Annotated in this window: 22 protein-coding genes and 1 pseudogene; 5 read left to right on the top strand and 18 right to left on the bottom strand. The window is 50.3% G+C overall.

Features of this window, described 5'->3' with window-relative positions:
- Nucleotides 1-150 precede the first annotated feature (150 nt).
- From ACO0K3_RS12790 to ACO0K3_RS12720, 15 genes and pseudogenes are all read right to left on the bottom strand, one after another.
- Nucleotides 151-1,230, bottom strand: a complete 1,080-nt coding sequence (locus ACO0K3_RS12790) for a porin (RefSeq protein WP_422985137.1) — start codon at nucleotides 1,228-1,230, stop codon at nucleotides 151-153.
- A 504-nt stretch (nucleotides 1,231-1,734) separates the two neighbouring features.
- On the bottom strand, nucleotides 1,735-3,012 hold the full coding sequence (locus tag ACO0K3_RS12785) for a multidrug effflux MFS transporter (RefSeq protein ID WP_422985135.1): 1,278 nt from the start codon (nucleotides 3,010-3,012) through the stop codon (nucleotides 1,735-1,737).
- A gap of 360 nt (nucleotides 3,013-3,372) precedes the next feature.
- Nucleotides 3,373-4,845, bottom strand: a complete 1,473-nt coding sequence (locus ACO0K3_RS12780; RefSeq protein ID WP_422985133.1) for an NAD-dependent succinate-semialdehyde dehydrogenase — start codon at nucleotides 4,843-4,845, stop codon at nucleotides 3,373-3,375.
- 194 nt (nucleotides 4,846-5,039) lie between these two features.
- Nucleotides 5,040-6,050, bottom strand: coding sequence for a THUMP domain-containing class I SAM-dependent RNA methyltransferase (locus ACO0K3_RS12775; protein WP_422985521.1), 1,011 nt, complete (start codon nucleotides 6,048-6,050; stop codon nucleotides 5,040-5,042).
- A 66-nt stretch (nucleotides 6,051-6,116) separates the two neighbouring features.
- Nucleotides 6,117-6,251: pseudogene (locus tag ACO0K3_RS12770) on the bottom strand (class I SAM-dependent RNA methyltransferase); the annotation flags it as partial.
- Nucleotides 6,252-6,537: 286 nt separating this feature from the next.
- The gene (locus tag ACO0K3_RS12765; protein WP_422985131.1) at nucleotides 6,538-7,140 is read right to left on the bottom strand and encodes a 2-hydroxychromene-2-carboxylate isomerase; all 603 of its coding nucleotides are present in this window, start codon (nucleotides 7,138-7,140) and stop codon (nucleotides 6,538-6,540) included.
- A gap of 17 nt (nucleotides 7,141-7,157) precedes the next feature.
- The gene (locus ACO0K3_RS12760) at nucleotides 7,158-7,580 is read right to left on the bottom strand and encodes a CopD family protein (RefSeq protein ID WP_422985129.1); all 423 of its coding nucleotides are present in this window, start codon (nucleotides 7,578-7,580) and stop codon (nucleotides 7,158-7,160) included.
- 79 nt (nucleotides 7,581-7,659) lie between these two features.
- A complete protein-coding gene (locus ACO0K3_RS12755) occupies nucleotides 7,660-8,925 on the bottom strand; it encodes a glutamate-5-semialdehyde dehydrogenase (protein ID WP_422985127.1) in 1,266 nt (421 codons plus the stop codon).
- Between the two features lie 235 nt (nucleotides 8,926-9,160).
- Nucleotides 9,161-10,177: a DNA polymerase III subunit delta gene (gene holA, locus ACO0K3_RS12750; RefSeq protein WP_422985519.1), complete on the bottom strand. Its 1,017-nt coding sequence runs from the start codon at nucleotides 10,175-10,177 to the stop codon at nucleotides 9,161-9,163.
- Nucleotides 10,178-10,282: 105 nt separating this feature from the next.
- Nucleotides 10,283-10,816 (bottom strand): LPS assembly lipoprotein LptE, encoded by a 534-nt coding sequence (gene lptE / locus ACO0K3_RS12745; RefSeq protein WP_422985125.1) that lies wholly within the window; start codon nucleotides 10,814-10,816, stop codon nucleotides 10,283-10,285.
- A 2-nt stretch (nucleotides 10,817-10,818) separates the two neighbouring features.
- The gene (gene leuS / locus ACO0K3_RS12740) at nucleotides 10,819-13,494 is read right to left on the bottom strand and encodes a leucine--tRNA ligase (protein WP_422985123.1); all 2,676 of its coding nucleotides are present in this window, start codon (nucleotides 13,492-13,494) and stop codon (nucleotides 10,819-10,821) included.
- A gap of 117 nt (nucleotides 13,495-13,611) precedes the next feature.
- Entirely contained in the window at nucleotides 13,612-14,064 is a 453-nt protein-coding gene (locus ACO0K3_RS12735) for an ExbD/TolR family protein (protein WP_422985121.1), read from the bottom strand.
- Nucleotides 14,065-14,069: 5 nt separating this feature from the next.
- The gene (locus ACO0K3_RS12730) at nucleotides 14,070-14,726 is read right to left on the bottom strand and encodes a MotA/TolQ/ExbB proton channel family protein (protein WP_422985119.1); all 657 of its coding nucleotides are present in this window, start codon (nucleotides 14,724-14,726) and stop codon (nucleotides 14,070-14,072) included.
- Between the two features lie 200 nt (nucleotides 14,727-14,926).
- A complete protein-coding gene (gene dapB / locus ACO0K3_RS12725) occupies nucleotides 14,927-15,733 on the bottom strand; it encodes a 4-hydroxy-tetrahydrodipicolinate reductase (protein ID WP_422985117.1) in 807 nt (268 codons plus the stop codon).
- A gap of 14 nt (nucleotides 15,734-15,747) precedes the next feature.
- The gene (locus ACO0K3_RS12720; RefSeq protein WP_422985115.1) at nucleotides 15,748-16,326 is read right to left on the bottom strand and encodes an outer membrane protein assembly factor BamE; all 579 of its coding nucleotides are present in this window, start codon (nucleotides 16,324-16,326) and stop codon (nucleotides 15,748-15,750) included.
- Nucleotides 16,327-16,514: 188 nt separating this feature from the next.
- Here ACO0K3_RS12720 and fur point away from each other — a divergent pair, with 188 nt between their 5' ends.
- Nucleotides 16,515-16,952, top strand: a complete 438-nt coding sequence (gene fur / locus ACO0K3_RS12715) for a ferric iron uptake transcriptional regulator (RefSeq protein WP_422985113.1) — start codon at nucleotides 16,515-16,517, stop codon at nucleotides 16,950-16,952.
- Nucleotides 16,953-16,956: 4 nt separating this feature from the next.
- Here fur and ACO0K3_RS12710 read toward each other — a convergent pair whose 3' ends face one another.
- Both ACO0K3_RS12710 and hrcA read right to left on the bottom strand, forming a co-directional pair.
- A complete protein-coding gene (locus tag ACO0K3_RS12710) occupies nucleotides 16,957-17,340 on the bottom strand; it encodes a response regulator (protein WP_422985111.1) in 384 nt (127 codons plus the stop codon).
- A gap of 57 nt (nucleotides 17,341-17,397) precedes the next feature.
- Complete coding sequence (gene hrcA, locus ACO0K3_RS12705) at nucleotides 17,398-18,426, bottom strand: heat-inducible transcriptional repressor HrcA (RefSeq protein WP_422985109.1); 1,029 nt, start codon at nucleotides 18,424-18,426, stop codon at nucleotides 17,398-17,400.
- A 149-nt stretch (nucleotides 18,427-18,575) separates the two neighbouring features.
- Between hrcA and ACO0K3_RS12700 the strand changes: the two genes are divergently transcribed.
- From ACO0K3_RS12700 to arsC, 3 genes are all read left to right on the top strand, one after another.
- The gene (locus ACO0K3_RS12700; protein WP_422985107.1) at nucleotides 18,576-18,923 is read left to right on the top strand and encodes an ArsR/SmtB family transcription factor; all 348 of its coding nucleotides are present in this window, start codon (nucleotides 18,576-18,578) and stop codon (nucleotides 18,921-18,923) included.
- Nucleotides 18,920-19,609, top strand: coding sequence for an aquaporin (locus ACO0K3_RS12695; RefSeq protein ID WP_422985105.1), 690 nt, complete (start codon nucleotides 18,920-18,922; stop codon nucleotides 19,607-19,609). The genes ACO0K3_RS12700 and ACO0K3_RS12695 overlap by 4 nt, the downstream gene beginning before the upstream one ends.
- Nucleotides 19,610-19,775: 166 nt before the next feature.
- Nucleotides 19,776-20,195 carry an arsenate reductase (glutaredoxin) gene (gene arsC, locus ACO0K3_RS12690; protein WP_422985103.1) on the top strand — a complete coding sequence of 140 codons (420 nt, stop codon included), beginning with the start codon at nucleotides 19,776-19,778 and terminating at the stop codon, nucleotides 20,193-20,195.
- A 108-nt stretch (nucleotides 20,196-20,303) separates the two neighbouring features.
- Here the strand turns inward: arsC and ACO0K3_RS12685 are convergent, their stop codons facing one another.
- Entirely contained in the window at nucleotides 20,304-20,993 is a 690-nt protein-coding gene (locus tag ACO0K3_RS12685; protein WP_422985101.1) for an HAD family hydrolase, read from the bottom strand.
- Nucleotides 20,994-21,166: 173 nt separating this feature from the next.
- Here ACO0K3_RS12685 and ACO0K3_RS12680 point away from each other — a divergent pair, with 173 nt between their 5' ends.
- Entirely contained in the window at nucleotides 21,167-22,060 is an 894-nt protein-coding gene (locus ACO0K3_RS12680; RefSeq protein WP_422985099.1) for an NAD kinase, read from the top strand.
- Nucleotides 22,061-22,148: the final 88 nt, after the last annotated feature.

Here is a 22,148-nt window from a genome sequence, read left to right as displayed (position 1 = left end):
GTTTTAACCCCACTTAGCAAACTTAGGAGGACTCTGTAGCAAGCGCCAGTATGAGTCAAGATCCATAAAACAAATGGGGTAATCATCACTGATTACCCCATTTTTACTGCGAATTCACTTCTGATTTATTCAGGCTAAGCCTGACATCAATTAGAACTGGTGACGTACACCAAATGTGAGTTCTTTTACGTCTGCGCCATTCACGGATGCCAAAGTCTTGGAATTAGCATCTTGTGTCAAACGAGCGTAAGCCGCATACAAATCAGTACGCTTAGACAATGCATATTGGTAACCCAATGCGAATTGTTTAGCATCGCCAACTGTATCAGTCGTTGTAGTGTTGATACGTGTGGAATCTTTCACTTTTGTGAATGTAGCGATTACTTTGCTTGAAGCATCAACTGGTACTGTTGCACCCAATGTGAATACTTTTTTGTCCAGAGCAGAAACTGCTTTGTCATCTTCAACTTTTTGATAGATCACAACTGGCTTAACAAAACCGAAGTCATAAGTTGCAGCAACTGTGTTTGCTTTCTTACCTACGATAGGACCACCAACAACTGCTTGTTGATTGTCTTTAGTGAAGGAATAGCCAACATCCAGGCCACTTGCGTTGTAACGCAGGTTCAAGCCCAAAGAACGGCCAGCAGATGTGTCACCAGCAACTTCACCCATACCGTAACCAACCAGAGCGGAGAAACCGTTCAGGTTACCTGGTGTGGAGTACAGAACTGCATTAGTGATACGGCCATTGGATGCACCAGCTGTGTTTGCTGTGTCGCCACCAACGAAGTACAAAGTGTTGTTGGACAGACCGCTACCGTTGTTGATGTAGCCAGATGCGTATGGATCGAAGTTGTCGAAGAATTTGAAAGTTGGAGTCTTGTCGCGGCCCAGATCAACAGAACCGAAATCGCCAGACAGACCAACCAAAGAGCGGCGACCAAACGCCTTGCTACCTTGACCAGATGTGCCATCATCAACGTTCAGGCCCATTTCCAACACGAAGTTTGCTTTCAAACCGCCGCCCAGATCTTCAGTACCTTTGAAGCCCAGACGTGAACCACTTTCCTGACCGCTTTGCAGTCTGGAAACTTTACCAGCAGCAGCGCCAGTGTCCAGGCTTTGGAAGCCAGCGTCAACGATACCGTAGACGGTTACAGAAGATTGCGCGAATGCTGCGCCGGAGAAAGCACCGATTAGAGCCAGTGCGAGTAATGATTTTTTCATAGGGTAATATCCAGAAAATTATAAGTTTAGTCTTTGCTGCAACACAACAAATTCAGCGAGCAAAAACAAATTTGCAGGTCTTTTACAGCCTTGAGCACTCTAGGTGACTCAATGACAGAAGCCACGATACCTGCGGAAAATGACAACTTGATGAAATTGGTACTTGCTCACAAATAAGACTGTACCTAGCGTTGCTTAAAAAATACACGAAATATTTTTAATAACGGTATGCACATTTCTTAGATGCGCCAATTTCAATTTGGTTCGCATTATATGCAGATTTTCAAAATGCTGCAGAGCATCAATAATGTAAGGTGTCAAAAGCTTATTTCAAGTCAAGGAAAGCAAATATTTTTGGCCTAATTGTAAAAAACTGTATCAGTGAAAGACATTTGAATTTCGTTGTATGAAGTAGCTCATTGAGTAAGTGCACTTAATAGTGTATTTGATAGTGAATTCATACTCGGATTCGCTACCCGATTGAGTATCGTTCCAGCTATCCGGCTATCCAACGGTTTCCCAGGCATTTTGTTTTTGATTCGTCATGGCACGCCAGTAATGGCGCCCTGTGTACCACAAGACCATGCCAATCACGGCAAATGCTAGCTGGCCGAGCGCCAGCGTCAAAGCAGAGTGATCCAATGCAGGAGCGACCACCCCGGCGACCACAGCACCTAGCATGGTCACCGATGCTGACTGGCAAGACGCGACAATCCCGCGAATTGTCGGGAACAAATCGAGCACCAGCAAGGTTGCTCCAGGAGCTACCAGCGACATACCGAAGCAATAAAAAAACAAAGGTAAAACCGACCATGGCAACATCGGTGGCCAGATAGCGTGATACGCCACATTGAATAAGGCAGCGCCAACCAAAAAGCTGAATCCGATATTGACCTGCCTCCAGACCGATAATTTTCCTGCAAGACGGTTCGCCGCCAGAGCACCGAGAAAAATCCCGCCCACAGATGGCACAAACTGCCAGCCAAATTGATCTGCACCAAGATGCAGATGTTGGGTAATAAAAGCCGGTGCCGACGATACGTATAAAAACAAACCGGCAAAATTAAAAGCAATCGTGCCTGCTTTCAAGTGGAACAACGGCGACTTAAATACTTTTTTGTAGCTATCCCATAAAAACTCTGCACTGAATGGCTGACGCTTATCTAAAGGCAAGGACTCAGGCAAACGTTTGTAGCAAGCCCAAAACAGCACCAAGGTGTACACAAACAGAAGTAAAAATATGCTGCGCCAGCTGAGATAACTCACAACCCAACCACCCAAAATCGGCGCAATCGCAGGCGCAATCGAAAAAATCATCGTGACCAGCGACAGCAAGCGCTCGGCCGCCGCGCCCGCATACAGGTCGCGGATAATCGCCCGGCCAACCACTACGCCAGCGCCGGCAGATACGCCCTGCAAAATACGAAATCCCCACAAATAATGAATGCTATGTACCGACGCACAGCCAAAGGATGCAACGGCGAAGATCGCCAGAGATACCAGGATCACATTGCGACGACCAAAAGCGTCGGACAAAGCGCCATGCCACAAGGTCATCACGGCGAATGACAGCATGTACGCAGTCAAGGTCTGTTGTACCTCGATCGCACTCGCCTGCAAGCTTGCCTGTATCGCCGGGAAAGCCGGCAAATAAGTATCAATCGAGAACGGCCCCAACATTGCCAGCGCCGCTAATAAGGTAGCCAAGGCGCCTGTGCTGGCTACTTGCATAGGTGATGGCGAGGAAGGTGGAACGGACGGCTCGGGTGGCGTGGTCGACATAATTTCACTTATTAAAACAGGAGTATCGCCGCATCACATACACGGCGATTTACAACATGGTGCAAATACAGTGTCCGGACGGTGCCCGGTACAGCGACGAATGAAGCATCTGATACCGGCACTGTATTTGCGCATTGACTTATAACTAGACATCACTTTGATACAGCAACACAACATTACCAGGCTCACACTTTTTGGCTCACACTTTTTGGCTCATACTTATCAGTTCACACATCAGTTCACACTTAAGCCTGATGCCCGGATGTGAACGATACAAACAATCGGGCTATAAGTGGTTGGAAATCAGCGTTGAAAATCAACGTTATAAATCTAGGCTGAAAAAAAGTACAAAAAATCCGCTTAAATTCCACCCATGCATAAGTATTTCATTTCGAGATACTCATCCATCCCGTAGACAGAGCCCTCGCGTCCCAAGCCCGATTGCTTGACGCCGCCGAAGGGCGCTACTTCGTTTGAAATCAGACCGGTATTGATACCGACCATACCGTATTCCAATTGCTCGGCAACGCGCCAGACACGGCCAATGTCACGCGAGTAAAAATACGACGCCAGACCAAAATCAGTATTGTTCGCAGCGGCGATGACTTCAGCTTCAGACTTAAACTTGACGACTGCGGCAACCGGGCCAAAAGTCTCTTCACTCATGATCTGCATCGACTCTGTGACATTCGATAACACCGTAGGTTCATAAAAAAGTGAACCGGCTGCATGTTTTTTTCCACCAGCCAGCACAGTCGCCCCCTTAGACAAGGCATCGGCGACATGTTCTTCTACTTTTGCCACGGCCTGTTCATCGATCATCGGCCCCTGATTGACACCTGCATCAAGCCCGTTACCAACCTGGATTTTTTTTGCGCCGGCAGCAAGTTTTTCGACAAAAGCGTCGTAAATCGATTCATGTGCATAAAACCGGTTCGTACAGACGCAGGTCTGACCGGCATTACGGAATTTTGATAAGAGTGCGCCCTCCACCGCGGCGTCAAGATCGGCATCATCAAACACGATGAAAGGTGCATGACCACCTAATTCCAGCGCGAGTTTTTTCACGGTAGAAGCACACTGCCGCATCAGGATACGGCCAACTGGCGTAGAGCCTGTGAACGACAAATGACGGACCACCGGGCTATCGCATAAGACTTTACCGACCTCAACCGAACGCTCAGAGTCTGCCGTAATCACGTTGATCACACCTGCGGGCACGCCTGCGCGATGTGCCAGCTCTGCCATTGCCAGTGCCGACAAAGGTGTTTGCTCCGCTGGTTTGATCACGATACTGCAACCGGCGGCCATCGCTGGTGCGACCTTACGCGTGATCATCGCAATCGGAAAATTCCACGGTGTGATCGAGGCGCAGACACCGATGGGCTGCTTCAATACCACCATGCGTTTATCCGTCCAGGTTGAAGACATGACATCGCCGGAAACACGTTTGGCTTCCTCGGCAAACCACTCAATAAAGCTGGCACCGTAGATCACTTCGCCCTTCGCTTCCGCGAGTGGCTTGCCTTGCTCTACAGTCATCAGGACTGCCAGATCATCGGCGTTGGCCACCATCAGATCAAACCATTTACGCATAATCGCAGCACGCTCTTTACCGGTCTTCGCCGCCCACAACGGAAAGGCGGTTTGTGCCGCATCAATTGCCGCCTGAGCCTGCTCAGCACCGAGATTCGGCACAGTGCCGACCAAGGCAGAAGTCGCTGGATTGGTGACATCGAATGTCCCGGATGCACCAACCCAGATACCATTGATATAGGCCTGGCTGCGTAACAAACTGGGATCTTTTAAATTGAGGGAAGTAACTTGGGACATGAATTAATCTCCGGAATAGTTGCTGTATGTGCTGTATGTGCTGTATGTGCTGTATGTGCTGTATGTGCTCTGCGCTCTGTCTATGCGATGAATTCTATGGCTGCTGTGAATGCTGCATGCGTTGATGAACTGGCGATCAGCATAAAGCAAAACGGGCGAATCTGCTGTGCAGCTTCCGCCCGTTTGATGAAGAGTTAAGACAAGTTTTTAGGCTTGGCTTCTTCGCGGCGATTAAAGCCCGCGACCATATCGAAGCGGAATAAACGACACTCTAGTGCGCCATTAAAGAACGGTGTTTTACGCGATTCTTTCAGACGCAACATTTTAGGCAAACCCAGATCGGCGGTGAACAGAAAAACGCTCCAACCGGCAAAGCGCTGTTTCAGCGTCGAACTGAATGCGCTGAAAAAATCTCTCGCCATATCATCTGGTTCAACCGTGCTGTCACCACGCACACCAATACGTTCACCGTACGGCGGATTGGTCAGCAGGACGCCTGGTGTCTCTGTCGGCGCTTTGATTTCCTGCGCTTCAATCTGCTTGAGCGGCACGTCGAAACGGATACCGGCCTTATTCAGATTATTGCGAGTCATCACGATCATATCGCCTGAAATATCGCTGCCAAAAATCGTCGGCTCAGAAGGCAAAGGATGCGGTTTAGCCTTGGCTTTGGTTGCCAGCCACTCTTCTTCTTGAAAGCCCGCAAATTTTTCAAATGCGAATTCACGGCGTAAGCCCGGCGGGATACCGGCCAGCATTTGTGCTGCTTCGATCAGGATCGTGCCCGAACCGCACATAGGATCAAGCAAAGGCATACCCGGCTTCCATCCCGTGGTGCGCAGCAAACCTGCTGCCAGATTTTCACGCAACGGCGCATCGCCTGTTTCCATGCGCCAGCCACGCTTAAACAAAGGTTCGCCGGAGGTATCAAGATAAATCGTGAAATTGCGCGCATCCAGAAAACCGACGATACGCATATCCGGATTTTTGGTATCTACCGATGGGCGCTGGGTGAACTGATCACGGAAGCGATCGCAAATCGCATCCTTAATTTTCAGCGTCGTGAATTCCAAGCTCTTCAGCGGTGATTTCACTGCCGTCACGTCAACGCGTATGGTGTGGTGATATCCGAACCAGTCTTCCCATGGCTGCGCCAGGGTCAGGTCATAAATATCGTTTTCATTCAGGTAACCGGCATGTGCCATCCGCAGCAAAACACGGGATGCGATACGGGAATGCAAATTGATGCTGTAGGCATCGCGCAGTTCGCCAGAACAATGCACACCGCCTGGCACCTGTGTGTGTACATGCAGTGTCTGATCAAACTGAGCAATCTCATTCAGCTCTTCAGCAAGAGCGACTTCCAGGCCGCGAGGGCAAGGGCAAAAATACGAGTAACGTGTCATGGGGAACCTTTTATCCAAATTAATTTTTAAAGACCAAGCTCTTGCTTAGCCGGTGTTGAACATCAAATACTACGTTTTAACGTCAGAATATCAGGACGTAAACAAAACCTTAAAACCTTAAAACCTTCAAACCTCTTACTGCAATACGTACGGATATGGATTTTTCAATAATCCAAAAACGGAACACGCTTTATTGGCGGGCCTTCCAGCACGAAAGGCCTCCACAAGCCGCATCCAGCCTGCGGATGGCATTACGAAATTTCTAACAACGCCTTACTCAAAACCCTTATTCCTGAAACACACGCTCTAAAAAATCCAGTCGGTCCTGTCCCCAATAGCTCTCGCCATTGAAAACAAACCAAGGTACGCCGAACACATTATTGGCGATCGCCTCATTCGTAAAACGTTCGTATTCGGCTGATACGCTGCTGGTTTCCGACGATTTGATCAAGGCCTTACCATCGAGATCACAATCAAGCGCGATACCAACCAGTGTGTCGGTATCGGCAATATTTTTTTGCTCTGCCCAGACCCCGCGCATGATGGCGCCGGTTAACTGTAATGCTGTCTCGGTGCCGTGCGCCAGCTGCGCGGCGATAATCAGATGCGCAGCAGAATCAGCAGCGACAGGAAAAAAAGTCGGCTGCAAATTCATCGGCAACTCCAGATGCGTGCTCCAGCGCTGCATCTCGACCAGGCGATATGCCTGCCTTTGCGGCGCACGTTTAGCCAAAGGCAGGCCGCCCGAAATCGGAAATACTTTGCCTAAATCGATCGGCTTCAGATCAATGCGAATTGCGTGTTTTTTCGCCAGATCGACGAAACGCTGGTGACCCAGATATGCCCATGGGGATTGCGGCGCAAAATAGTATTCACAGACTCTGTTCATCGTGCTTCCCTGAAGGATTAAAACGGTTTGACTACGACGAGAATAACGACGGCGAGCAATAACACAACGGGCACTTCATTGAACCAGCGAAACCAGGTATGCGTACGTTTGTTTTTGGCTTGTTCAAATTTTTTCAGGATACTGCCGCACGCATGGTGATAACCGATAAGCAAAACAACAATGAAAAGTTTTGCATGCATCCAGCCGCTACCGGGACCACGCCCGATGCCCGTCGCAAGCCAGTACCACAGCCCGAAGCCAATCGCAGGAACTGCCAAAATCGTCATGAAGCGGTATAACTTGCGCGCCATCAGCAACAGGCGTTCTGTCGTGACAGCTTCGTTTTCCATCGCAAGATTGACAAAAATACGAGGCAAATAAAACAGCCCCGCAAACCACGACGTCACAAACACAATGTGTAGCGCTTTAATCCAGAGCATGCATTTCTCCTGTAATTCATCTATTCATATTGAAGGCGGATGCGACACTATTCCGCCACAACGCCGGGACGGCGAATGCTCATTGGCGAACTTCGCCATTCCCAAATACCACGTACTTGAGCGACGTCAGTCCCTCTAAACCGACTGGTCCACGCGCATGTAATTTGTCGTTCGAGATACCGATTTCGGCACCCAGACCGTATTCAAAGCCATCGGCAAACCGCGTTGACGCGTTGACCATCACCGATGCAGAATCGACTTCGCGTAAGAAGCGCATGGCACGTGTGTAGTCTTCGGTGATGATGGACTCGGTATGTTGCGAAGAATAATGATTGATATGTTCAATCGCTTCATCCATGTCGGCCACCACTTTGACGGACAGAATCGCTGCCAGATATTCGGTGCTCCAGTCGTCTTCGTTCGCACTGGCTAAATGAGGATAACCCGCCAGCAATTGCATCGCTTCCGGATCGCATCTCAACTCGACTTGTTTGCCCGCATACCGTGTTGCCAGCTCCGGCAATACTTGTGCCGCAATCCCGCGTGCGACCAGCAAAGTTTCCATGGTGTTGCAGGTGCCGTAGCGATGGCATTTTGCGTTGAAGGCGACATCCAGCGCTTTTTTACTATCGGCTTTGTCATCGATATACACGTGACAGATGCCATCCAGATGTTTGATCATCGGCACTTTGGATTCGCGCATCAGGCGCTCGATCAAGCCCTTGCCACCGCGCGGAACAATCACGTCGACATAGTCTGGCATGGTGATCAGTTCACCGACCGCAGCCCGGTCGATGGTCTCGACGACCTGTACCGCATCCGGTGGCAAACCGGCACCAGCCAACCCCTCTTTGACGAGTTTAGCCAGGGCCTGGTTGCAATGAATCGCTTCTGAGCCACCGCGCAGGATGGTCGCGTTGCCGCTCTTGATACACAAACCTGCAGCATCGACAGTTACGTTCGGGCGAGCTTCGTAAATGATGCCAATCACGCCCAGCGGGACGCGCATCTGGCCGACCTGGATCCCGGTCGGGCGGAATTTCATATTCGAGATTTCGCCAATCGGATCGGCGAGGCTGACAATTTGCTCCAGTCCTTCGGCCATGGTGGCGATCGCCTTGTCTGACAGAGTCAGCCTGTCCAGCATTGCGGCTTCCATGCCATTTGCACGTGCTGCCGCGAGATCGAGTTCATTCGCTGCGCGCAAGGCCGCTGCCTCGCGGCGTATCGACGCGGCAATCAATGATAAGGCGCGATTCTTGGCTGCCGTATTGGCCTTGGCCATGGCACGCGACGCTTTGCGGGCGCGTATGCCAAGGTCTTTCATGTAATCTTTGATATCCATGTGTAATTCTTTATCGATTACGGTGAAAAATCATGCGAATTCGCACATACTCCACCATGTATATTTTTAATACCTAGTATTACTGTACGGATCAATGCCTGTTTTCAGGCATACTCCCACAACAATCACGTAACATAACGAAACGTACGCAACGTACGTACCATGAGTCAATCAGCCTGCCGCTTAGTCGTCCACCAGGCGCACCAAGCGTCTGGCACCAACTCTGGCGACCTGCTTATCCGCGCGCGACTCTGAGACCTAGCTGCAACAGTGCGTCCCATGCATCACCCGCAAAGGCTTTAGCACGCAAACCCTTGACCATCTTATCGACTTGCGCCGCCTCTTGCAGCGCAGTCTCCAACGTGGCGAGGCTGACGCGACGCAATGCGGGCTCCATCAATTTTTCACGAGGACCCCAGATCCGGTATTCCTTAAGCAGCATACCCAGGGATTTACCCTGACTCATGCCGGACTTCAGCTTGAGCAGGGTACGGAGTTCTTCGGCGACCGCCCATAACACCAGTGGCAGCGCCTCGCCCTCGCCTTTTAGACCTTCCAGCATGCGCACCAGACGAGAGACATTGCCAGCTAACATCGCCTCATTGAGCTTAAAGACATCGTAACGCGCTACATTCAGCACTGCGTCGTGGATTTGTTCAAAACTCAGCTTGCCAGCGGGGTGGAGCAAGGCGAGTTTTTGGATTTCCTGATGCGCTGCGAGCAGATTCCCCTCAACCCGGTCAGCAATAAAATCCAGGCTTTGCCGATCGGCGCTTTGTCCTTGCATAGAGAGCCGCAAAGAAATCCAGTTGGGCAATTGCGCCCGTTCTACCAGCGGGATGTCGATATACACCGCCGCCTGTTGCAAACTGGTGACCCAGGCCGCCTTTTGCGTAGCCCAGTCCAGCTTGGGTAGGGTAATCAGGGTCAGATTATCCGGTGATAAGTCGCTCACATATTCTTGCAATGCTGTACCGCCATCCTTGCCGGGCTTGCCGGTAGGAATACGTAAATCAACGAGCTTTTTATCCCCGAACAGGGATTGCGACTGGTTCGCGGCAAGCAGAGCACCCCATTTAAAACTGCGCTCTACTGTCAGGATTTCCCGCTCAAGAAAACCCTGGGCCTTCGCGGCACGACGGATTTTGTCCGCTGTTTCCAATGCCAGCAAATGCTCGTCGCTGGTGATGACATACAAGGACGCCAGCGATTTGCTCAGATGAGCGTCGATTGCATCAAAGCGTAATTGCATCTCATTGATCTCCACGGATGAGGACATCATCCTCTGCACTTCCACTCTTCTGCGCGTGAAAGAAGTCTGAAGTAAGCGCCAGGATGATCGTAGGCACTTGCGTCATTAGTCGGTTTTCAGCACGGCCAGGCGGCGCATGATTTGTTGCACCAGATCGCTTTGCATGTCCCGATACAGCAGGGCCTCTTCAGCCTCTTTCGCCAAGACTTGCGACTCATTAAACGTGATATTTCGCTTCAGGCTGATATCGGTCGGTGCAAGCAGCTCTTTGCCAGCCTCATTGCGAACCCGAAAGCGGAAGGTATAGATCAAATTGTATTCACGTGCGCGGCCCTGACTATTCAAGGACAAAATGACTTTTTCACGCGTTTCACCCAGTACTTCCAAAATCACGTCTACATTTTTGGCTTCGCTGGCAATGACCGTTTTTCCATTCGCACGAATATTGCGTTTCAGTTCGCCGCCAAGTGGCGCACTGTCTGGCAAGCCGATGTAGATACTGGAAAAAGGGAATGCCACCGGCCCGCGCAAAGCAAAGCCGCAAGCAGACAATGCCAGCACGGCAGAGGCCATCGCAACGCAGGCAAGCAGCTTGCGCGCGATGTGACGAAGGGAGAAAGTAGAGAATTGGGTCATCATGATCAGGCGACGATATTAATCAGCTTGCCCGGCACCACGATGATTTTCTTCGGTGTGCCTTCGACAAAACGCAGGACATTTTCATTCGCCATCGCCAGAGCTTCTATCGTCGCTTTGTCCGCATCCTTGGCTACGGTGATGCTGCCACGCAGCTTGCCATTGACCTGGATCATCATCTCGATTTCAGTTTGAACTAGGGCAGCCTCATCGACTTGCGGCCACGGCGTGTTCAGGATATCGGTGAAAGCAGTAGCATAGCCCAACTCTTCCCACAAGACATGCGTCAGGTGCGGGCAAGCGGGATACAAAGCGCGCAGCAGGACGCCGAAAGCTTCGCGCAAAACTGCGGTGTGGCCTGCACCTTCGAGTTTGAACGCTTCAATCGTGTTCAGCAATTTCATCGCACCGGAAACCACCGTGTTGTACTGCATCCGCTCATAGTCATAGCTGACCTGACGCAAAATAGTGTGTACTTCACGACGCAGGGTTTTACTATCTGCACTTAGTTCGCCCTGCAAATCACTAGCAACGCCAGCACGCAGCAAATCAGCATGCTTGTAGCCAAAATTATAAACACGGCGCAAGAAGCGGTGAGCGCCTTCAACGCCGGAATCATTCCATTCCAGAGTCTGCTCAGGTGGCGAGGCAAACATCACGAACAGGCGCGCGGTATCGGCACCGTATTGATTGATCAGCTCTTGCGGATCGACACCATTACTCTTGGATTTGGACATGGTGGTCATCTCGTATTCGAGCGCCGACCCATCCGATTTCAAGGTCGCACCAGTGATCTGACCTTGCTCATTGGTGATGACGTTGACTTCTTCTTCCCAGAAATAATTCTTGCCTGCACCTTCTGGCTTTTGGAAGAACGCGCCCTTCAAGACCATGCCTTGCGTCAGCAATTTAGAGAACGGCTCATGCGCATCGATCAGCTTCAGGTCACGCATGACCTTGGTCCAGAAGCGCGCATACAGCAAATGCAAAATCGCATGTTCGATACCGCCGATGTATTGATCCATCGGCATCCAGTATTTGCTACCTTCTGCGACCATGGCCTGATCATTGCTCGCGTCACAATAACGCATGAAGTACCAGGAACTATCGACAAAGGTATCCATGGTGTCGGTCTCGCGCTTGGCTGGCTTGCCGCAACTTGGGCAATCGACATGCAGGAAATCGAGACGTTTATTCAGCGGATTACCGGAGCCGTCCGGAATACAATCTTCTGGCAATACGACCGGCAAATCTTTTTCCGGTACAGGCACCGCACCACATGACTCGCAATGGATGATAGGGATAGGCGTGCCCCAGTAGCGCTGGCGGCTGATGCCCCAATCGCGCAAGCGCCAGGTGGTTTTCTTTTCGCCCAGTTCTTTGGCCCCCATCAGTTCTGCGACTTTGCTGACAGCCTGTTTGCAAGTTAATCCATTTAGGTCAATCCCAGAATCGCCACTATTGATCGTCAAGCCACGCTGCTTGTCGCCATACCAGTCAGCCCAAGCATCGGTCGAATAGGTTTCGCCCTCGACAGCAACCACTTGTTTGATAGCCAGATTGTATTTTTTTGCAAAAAGGAAATCACGCTCATCATGCGCAGGCACGCCCATAACCGCGCCGTCACCATAGCTCATCAAGACGTAATTACCGACCCAGACCTCCACCTGCTCACCTGTCAGCGGATGCGTGACGGACAGACCCGTTGGCTGCCCTTCTTTTTCACGTACGGCAACTTCAGCTTCAGTGGTACCGCCTTTTTTGCATTCTTCGATGAAGGCTGCCAGACCAGGATTACTCGCAGCGGCATGCGTCGCCAGTGGATGTTCCGGTGCTACGGCACAGAAAGTCACACCCATGATGGTATCGGCACGGGTTGTGAACACGTACATCTTGCCGTCCTGAATCAAAGCACCGCTGACATCCTTGATGTCATGTGTAAAAGCAAAACGTACGCCTTCGGATTTGCCTATCCAATTTTCCTGCATCAGGCGCACGCGCTCTGGCCAACCGGACAGGTAATTTGGATCTTCTGGATTGGCAACGGCGGACAATAACTCTTCAGCGTAGTCGGTAATGTTTAGGTAGTAGCCAGGGATTTCACGCTTCTCGACCAGCGCGCCGGAGCGCCAGCCGCGCCCGTCGATCACCTGCTCATTAGCAAGTACAGTCTGGTCAATCGGATCCCAGTTCACTACTTGCGTACGGCGTTCGCAGATGCCAGCTTCCAGCATTTTCAGGAACAGCCATTGATTCCATTTGTAATATTCAGGCGAGCAAGTTGCGACTTCGCGTGACCAGTCAATTGCCAGACCCATGGCTTGCATCTGGGTCTTCATGTAGGCGATATTGTCGTAGGTCCATTTGGCCGGCGGCACCTTGTTTTTGATCGCGGCGTTTTCTGCCGGCAGGCCAAAGGCATCCCAGCCCATCGGCATCAGGACGTTGTAACCATTCATCCGCAATTGGCGCGCCAGCATGTCATTGATGGTGTAATTACGCACGTGGCCCATGTGCAGCTTGCCCGAAGGGTAAGGCAGCATAGAGCAAGCGTAGTACTTTCCTTTTGGGAAGCGCGGGTCGTTTTCAACCGCTTTATACGCGTCTATTTTTTTCCAATGAGATTGTGCTGATTGCTCGACGTCGGCTGGTTTATATACTGAGCTGAATTTTTCTTGCATGGCGGGCTATATTTTCTGAATGCGAGGGAATCTTTTGAACCTTGGATTATAACTGGTTCAGAGGTGCTACTGACGGCGGGATGGCGCGCCCGGCTATTTTTTGCCAGCGTTGCGGGTTTATCTGGACTGCGACGGAGATGTCGCGGAGGCCGGATCAGTAACAAAGCCGATTTTATCCAAGCCCTGCGCCTGCGCAGCCGCCATGACCTGCGCGATGATGTCGTAACGTGTTGCCTTATCAGCACGCAATTGCAGCTCCGGCTGCGGTTGTTTTTTTGCGGCCTCTGCCAATTTAAGGTCTAAATCACGAAAACTGATCGGTACTTTGCCCCAAAACAATTGTCCCCGCGCGTCAAACGACAGGCTGATGGTGTCGGGCTTATCCGGGGAGGCCGTCGATTTGGCGGCGGGCAACTCTAACTTGATCGATTGTGTCAGCAAGGGCGCGGTAATGATGAAGATCACCAGCAACACCAGCATCACATCAACCATCGGTGTGACGTTGATGTCAGCCATGGACACGGGCGTTTTTGAAGTCAAATCATTGCGGCTGAATTTACCAAAGGCCATCGCGATTAGGCCTTAGTCAGGTGCGCATGCAAGTCGTAGGCAAACGCATCCAGCTCTGCCTGACAAATCCGGTTTAAGCGGTTAAACGCGTTATACGCCAGCACCGCTGGAATCGCCACCAGCAAACCCAGTGCCGTCATGATCAGCGCCTCGCCTACCGGACCGGCGACCTGGGCAATCTGCACGCTGCCTGCGCCTGCAACAGTAGTCAGTGCATGATAGATACCCCAGACCGTTCCTAGCAAACCGACAAACGGGGCTGTTGCGCCGATTGAGGCGAGCACGCTTAAACCTGCTTCCAATCTGACAGTGGCAATGTTTAGTTGTTGTCGCAGTACCCTCGTCAGTACGTCATCGAGACTGGCTCTGGCATTCAGGCTAACGTTTAAGTTTTCAGGTGCTGTCGCTTCTATCGACGCTCTCGCGAGAGGCGCATAAATTTCTTCAAGATCAGCCTGGTTCAACAATGCCAGCGCATCGGCAAAACCAGGCGCTTTCCAGAAATTGGACAATGCCGCCGCAGCGCGGCGGATGCGCCAGAACGACCAGGACTTGTATAACAAAATGAACCAGCTGAACAAGGACATCGCCAGCAATACATAGGCAATGAGGTGACTGAATTCATCCACTTGCGCCCAGTAATGGGAAATCGTCGGATTCATAGGGTTCTGCTTGTATCTCAGCTAAAAGAGGAATGAAGATGTATCGAGCGAACAAACATATGACTAAGTACGACAGATAAAGAGAAGAGGCAAAACATGCATGATGAGCTGTTAGGGGCTACTGCCAACTTTTTCAGCAAAACGCACCCGCACGCAGCGGCAACAAAATAAATGCCGCCGGAGCGATTTGCCTGAGTCGCTTAATTCAGTCCGAGCACGTCGTACATATCGTATAAACCTGTCTGCTTGTCTGCCAGAAAGCGTGTTGCGCGCAAGCTGCCATGAGCATAATTGATACGGCTTGAAGATTTGTGGCTAATTTCTACGCGCTCGCCGATGCCGGCAAACATCACTGTATGGTCGCCAACAATATCACCACCACGAATCGTCGCAAAACCGATCGAGGATGGATCCCGCTCACCGGTCACACCCTCACGGGCGAATACGCCGACCTCGTTCAGATCACGACCCAGCGTATCAGCAATGACTTCACCCATTTTCAGTGCGGTACCGGATGGTGCATCGACCTTATGGCGGTGATGCGCCTCGATGATTTCGATGTCATAGCCCTGAGCAAAACTTTTTGCTGCCATTTCCAGCAATTTCAAGGTCACATTGACGCCGACACTCATGTTCGGTGCGAACACAATAGCTGTTTTTTGAGCTGCCGCAGCGATTGCGGCTTTGCCTTCTTCATCAAAACCTGTCGTACCAATGATCATCTTGATGCCATGTTCGGCACAATAGGCCAGATGAGTCAGCGTGCCTTCAGGACGGGTAAAGTCGATCAAAAAGTCGGCATCAGCCAGGCCCCTGGATAAATCAGATTCGATCAAAACACCGGCTGGCTTACCCATACTCGCAGCGGCATCCGTACCGATAGCAGGCGATGCTGCGACATCAATCGCGCCGACCAACACCGTGTCGTCGGCGGCAGCGATCGCTTCTATTAACATTTTACCCATGCGACCGGAAGCACCGGCCACCGCAATTTTCAATGCACTCATGCTGGTTATCCTGATTATTTTTTCTTGTCTTTATCCGTTGTCAGGATAGAGGATTCCGCTCTGACGCCAATAGCCGAGGTCGTGATGTGGGCGAGGTAGTCTTTTTCTGTCGGCAAATTACCGCCCTCAAAACGCTGCACCGTATTATTCTTAAAAAACACGGCAACACGGCTGGTAATCAGATCGCCGTTTGGTTTTTGTAGACGGAAAGGATAATCCCAGCGATCTTCATGGAACATATCTGTCAACAAGGCCGTGCCCAGCAAAAAGCGCACTTGCTCACGGGTCATACCCTCTTTGAGCTGCGACATCATTTCTTGAGAAACAAAATTACCTTGTTGAATGGTAATGCGGTAAGGCGAGATATAACCGAGGAATTTAGAAACACCGGTACGACCAACAATCTGTGCATCGGTCGATGCCGCAGTAGACGCTCCAGTCGCCGCCGCATCCGTTGTCGCGGTGAGTTTTGTCGCAGCAGGTGCCTCAACCATAGGATTAAACAAGGCACAACCAGACAAACTCAAGGCAAAAGCCATCGCCGTCAATCGTAGTGGCATGCCTTTGGATGCTTCAGGGAACAACAATCGCATAGTGTTAACCTCAATGTGTGTGCAACAGTGTACAGTTTGCAAATAATTCACGGCTGGGCCGTTGCTTAGCTCAATCTAGCTGGATATATAGGCTTGAGAAAATCGCCGACAAATCTGCTGGTGATTTACTTTGAGTTAAGCTTTAAACCCTATATCATAAAGCAGATAGACCTTTTTTTACTGAAAACATGACGAATTCCACTACTGACCTCAAATCCAGCGGCCTCAAGGCGACTTTGCCAAGATTGAAAATTCTGGAAATTTTCCAAAACAGTTCGATTCGTCATCTGACAGCAGAAGACGTCTATAAAATCCTGCTCAACGAAAATATGGACGTCGGACTGGCAACGGTGTATCGCGTTCTGACTCAGTTTGAACAAGCCGGCTTGCTACATCGCAATCATTTTGAAACTGGCAAGGCAATTTTTGAGCTGAACGAAGGTACGCACCATGACCATCTGGTCTGCTTGGACTGCGGTCTGGTGGAAGAGTTCTTTGATGAACAAATTGAAAAACGCCAGCAAGCGGTCGCCCAGGAGCGCGGCTTTACTATTGCAGAGCATGCTCTAGCGCTGTATGGCAACTGCACAAAAGTCAATTGCGAACACAAAGCACGTAAAGCATAAGGCGCTATTTACCTAACTTTACAACCACACTGGCGACGGTATCCAGCACACGCTGTGCATTAAACGGTTTCACAATGAAGCCATGGATGCCTGCTTTAACCGCCTCACTTACCGTATCCTGATCCTTATTCGCGGTGACCATCAGCACCTTCACGTCTGGCAACGCTTCTTTAATCTTTGGCAAAATTTCCAGTCCGCTGATTTTAGGCATCACCACATCAAGCAAAATGATTTTTGGCTTTAACTTGACCGCCATCTCCAAACCAGTACTGCCGTCAGCCGCCTCACCGATCACGTTGTAAGCCTCGCTGCGCAGGATGACACGTAACACTTCACGCGTCGCTTCGTTGTCATCAACGATCAAAATAGAGATGTCTTTGTTATGCATACGTATCTTCACTGACTGAATGTCTGATCACAATCACGATGCCATCACCACGACAAGTTAATTGTTCACAGAACCTAAGGCATTAGAAAGTAATTTCGCCGTAATATCTACAATCGGAATGACACGCTCATACGCCATGCGTGTCGGACCAATTACACCCAGAGTACCTACAATTTTGCCGTTCACGCCATAGGGCGCAGTGACAATACTCATTTCGTCCATCGGCACCAACTGCGATTCACCACCGATAAAAATCTGCACGCCAGTTGCCTTACTCGACACATCCAGCAACTGCATCAGGCCGGTTTTTTGTTCGAACATATCAAATAGTTTACGCAAAGAAGTCATGTTATTCGACAGATCCTGGACGTTCAACAAATTGCGTTCACCGGAAATCACGACTTCATCAGACTGATCCGACATCGCGTCGCTACCCGCCTCGACAGCCGCCTGCATCAGACGCGTCATATCGTTTTGCAACTGACGTAATTCGCTGTTGATACGCAACCGGGCATCTTCAAAACTCAAGCCGCCAAAATTCTGATTCAGATAGTTTGCTGCCTGTACCAATTGCGAAGCATTGTAGTCAACATCGGTCAGCAACAAGCGATTATGTACCTCGCCGTTCGGCGCAACCACAACCAGCAAAATCCTTTTTTCAGACAAGCGCAAAAACTCCACTTGCTGAAAAATAGATTCATGTCGCGGCGTCATCACGACTCCGGCAAATTGCGACAGCGACGATAAAACCTGGGCAGCATTCGAGATGATTTTTTGCGGTGAATTGGCAAATACATTCGCCTGCATCCGGGATTCCAGCGCGGTACCGTCAATTTCTTGTACCGTCAGCAATTTATCGACAAAAACACGATATCCCCGCGGTGTAGGAACACGTCCTGCCGAAGTGTGCGGACTCGCCACGAAACCCATCTCTTCGAGATCCGCCATCACATTGCGGATGGTCGCAGGTGATAACTCCAGACCGGAAATTTTAGACAAGGCCCGGGAACCTACCGGCTGGCCATCAGCAATGTAGCGTTCTACCAGGGCTTTCAATAATGTTTGTGCGCGGATATCAAGTTCCATAAAGATATTCTATGTCAGTGAGAGATGAATGGCATAAAAATCTATGGTGAAAAATGAATCGTAAGAAAAGAACCGTAAATAAAGAAAGTAAAAATCCGTTTACTTTGATATTTCAATCAATATAGAATTATTGAATTAAAAGGGACATCATGGAAACCAAACAAGCCGTTGCCGCACTTGCCGCGATCGCACAAGATTCCAGGCTTGCTATTTTTCGCCTGCTGGTACAAAGCGGTCCTGACGGCCTGATCGCTAGCAAAATTAGCGAGAATCTGGGAATTGCGCCGTCGTCACTCTCTTTTCACTTAAAAGAGCTGACTCACGCGAATATGATCAGCGTTACTCAGAATGGCCGCTTCATGATCTATGTAGCGAATTTCACCACGATGAATGCCTTGTTAGGTTTTCTGACCGAAAACTGCTGCGGCGGCAATCCCTGCTCAAGTACCTCAGCTTGCACAGCCGCTGCTGATACGGAAGCGAAAGCATCAGCATGAATTTACCGAATTTGTCCAAACGGCTGGTTGCCGAAGGACTGGGAACTGCGTTTTTACTTGCAGTCGTAGTCGGCTCCGGCATCATGGCCGAGCGACTCGCCGGTGGCAACATGGCACTGGCTTTACTAGCCAATGCCATAGCGACCGGTGCCGGACTGGTCGCGCTGATCCTGATGTTTGGCGGCATATCCGGTGCGCACTTCAATCCTGTTGTGAGCTTATCGGAAGCTTGGCAAAAAAAACTGCCCTGGTCGTACGTAACGCCCTATATTGTCGTGCAGGTAATCGGTGCATTTGCCGGCGTTGCAGCGGCGCATGGTATGTTTGAGGATCCGGCATTTTTTGCATCTGAGCATGTTCGTACCGGCGCCGCACAATGGTGGAGTGAATTTATCGCGACCTTTGGCCTGATCGGCGTCATTATTGGCTGTTCACGCAATCGCCCCGATCTCACGCCATTTGCTGTTGCTGCCTATATCACAGCGGCCTATTGGTTCACCTCGTCCACGTCTTTTGCCAATCCTGCCGTCACGCTGGCACGTGCTGCCAGCAACACGTTTGCCGGGATTCGCCCGATAGATATCAGTGGATTTATGCTTGCGCAAATAGCAGGCGCAGCGGCAGCAAGCTTATTGTTTGGCTGGCTGTATCCTCCCATCACTCACGACTCTATCCAGATTCAGTAGCAGGTATTCCATACCCAATATAAGCCAGCGACAATTCAGCTTAATTGCCTGGCTTCGTTAGTGGGTTTAGTTAGTGAGCGTAGCGAATGGACTTAATGACCGGACTTACTTGCTGGGCTTAATTACACAGACAATTACTCAATTTCATCAAGGACTTTTGACGACTATGACTATCACGATTTATCACAATCCAAAGTGCGGGACATCACGCAACACCTTAGCGCTGATTCGTAATACCGGCGCAGAACCTGTCGTCATTGAATATCTGCAAGATCCCCCAAGCCGGGAAAAATTGTTGGAGCTCATTAGCGGCATGAATCTGACGCCACGTGAGCTATTGCGCAAAAAAGGGACTCCCTATGAAGAGCTACAACTCGATGACAGCAAATGGTCTGATGATGAGTTGATCGACTTCATGACCAGCCATCCGATACTGATCAATCGGCCCATCGTCGTTACTCCTGCCGGTACCAGGCTGTGCCGTCCGTCGGAACTGGTTCTGGATATTTTATCCGAACCGCAGCGTGGCGAATTTATAAAAGAGGATGGAGAAAAAGTGATTGATCAGGATGGTCGTCGCGTCTGAGTCAGTTGCTCATTTTTTCTGGAAAGTCGCTATAGCGAACGCAAAGAAAGTACGGAAGCTTTATCAAAACGAATACGGCAGCGAGCTGATTGATGCTTTAAATACAGCTCATTCAACTAATGCAAGCACGTCATGCAAACTACTGACCACGGCATGCGGTCTGATATGTGCATGATGTGGTTTATCTTGTTCTAGTTGATGACGATTCATCCAGACGCCATGCATACCGACTTTTTGTGCGCCCTCCACGTCTAACAAGAGATCGTCGCCGACATACATGACCTGCTCTGGCTTGAGATCGAGTGCATGGCAGGCTGCGGTAAAAATACGCGGATCGGGTTTAGCACAGCCGAAGCGATGTGCGGCGAGAGAGACTTTGAAATGCGCTGCCAGTCCGATTTCATTCAAATCGGCAAATCCGTTCGATACGGAGCCCAGTCTCACGCGCTTGCCAAGCGCCTGCAAACCCGGCAGCACATCGTCATACAAACTGACCTTATTCCTGGCATCGGCAAATACCGCCATTGCCTCATCCGCCTTGCTCACATCAACTTTACATTCCTTAAACAAGGTCGACAGCAATGCATGGCGCAGTGACCAGAGATCGTATTGAAAACGTGGATTGGTTTTGACCAACTTTTCACGATACGTACGCATCCGCTCGATTGAATAATGTCTCGCAACCTCAGGCGTATTGAACATCATCCATTGATACAGAGTCGCCTCGGCGTATTGGATGACAGGCGCGACTGGCCACAAGGTGTCATCTAAATCAAATAGAACTGCCTGGATCTGCATCTTTGCTCACTTTTTCCGTATTTCATGCTGGGTCGCCGCATTTGGAATATCCAAATCAGATGCAATTATGGTCTAATCTGAGTCATCTCGCATGCCTCATACTATGTTTGATCGAATGTTTCATAGTATGTTTTACAGTACGCTTCGTACTCTAGCTAACAAATCTGACCTTTATGACTTCTTCGGCTAAAACCATTGCACTCGTTGGCAAATACAATGCCGCAGGTATAACCGAATCGTTGACTGAACTTGCCGACTTTTTGAGTAAGGCCGGGCATACCGTTGTCTTTGAGGAAGAAACTGCGCAGAACATTCTGCTAGATGCTTATACCGTCATGAATGTCGCGGAAATCGGCAAATTTGCCAATGCCGCCATTGTGCTCGGAGGTGATGGCACGATGCTCGGGATTGCACGACAGCTAGCGCCTTACAATGTGCCGCTGATCGGCATCAACCAGGGGCGCCTCGGCTTTATTACCGATATTCCCATGGACCGGATGTTTCCCGTCATTACAGAAATGCTAGAGGGAAAATATGAATCCGAGCGCCGCAGCCTGTTGCAAGGGATCGTCGTACGTGAGGGCAACCAGATTTTCAGCGGCATGGCGTTCAATGATATTGTGGTGTCGAGAGGTGCCGGTTCAGGCATGGTGGAATTACGGGTCGACGTTGATCATCACTTCATGTACAACCAGCGCTCGGATGGCCTGATCGTCTCTACGCCGACCGGATCCACGGCATATGCGCTGTCCGCTGGCGGCCCGCTGCTACATCCCAGCCTGAGCGGTATCGTGATGGTGCCGATCGCGCCACATGCTCTGTCTAACCGCCCTATCGTGTTGCCTGACTCAAGTGAAATCGTGATTGAGATCGTCGCAGGACGTGATATCAGCGTGAATTTTGATATGCAATCGTTCGCCAGCCTGATGTATCAGGACAAAATTATGATACAGCGCTCTGCCCATACGATCACCTTTTTACACCCACGTGGCTGGAACTACTATGACACGCTGCGCGAGAAACTGCACTGGAATGAATACCCCTCCGTCGAAGGGGCTTTACGTTAAAATAGAATGATGCTCTGCTGCCCCTGAACGATCGGTGCGGCGAGTATGATTACTCACCTTTTCCTGGGTGACGACTCCAGTTTTCTTC

This window comes from Undibacterium sp. Rencai35W, from assembly GCF_049340185.1.
GTDB lineage: Bacteria > Pseudomonadota > Gammaproteobacteria > Burkholderiales > Burkholderiaceae_D > Undibacterium.
Note: the sequence above shows the minus strand (reverse complement) of the source record. Positions and strands in the feature narration are given on the sequence as shown.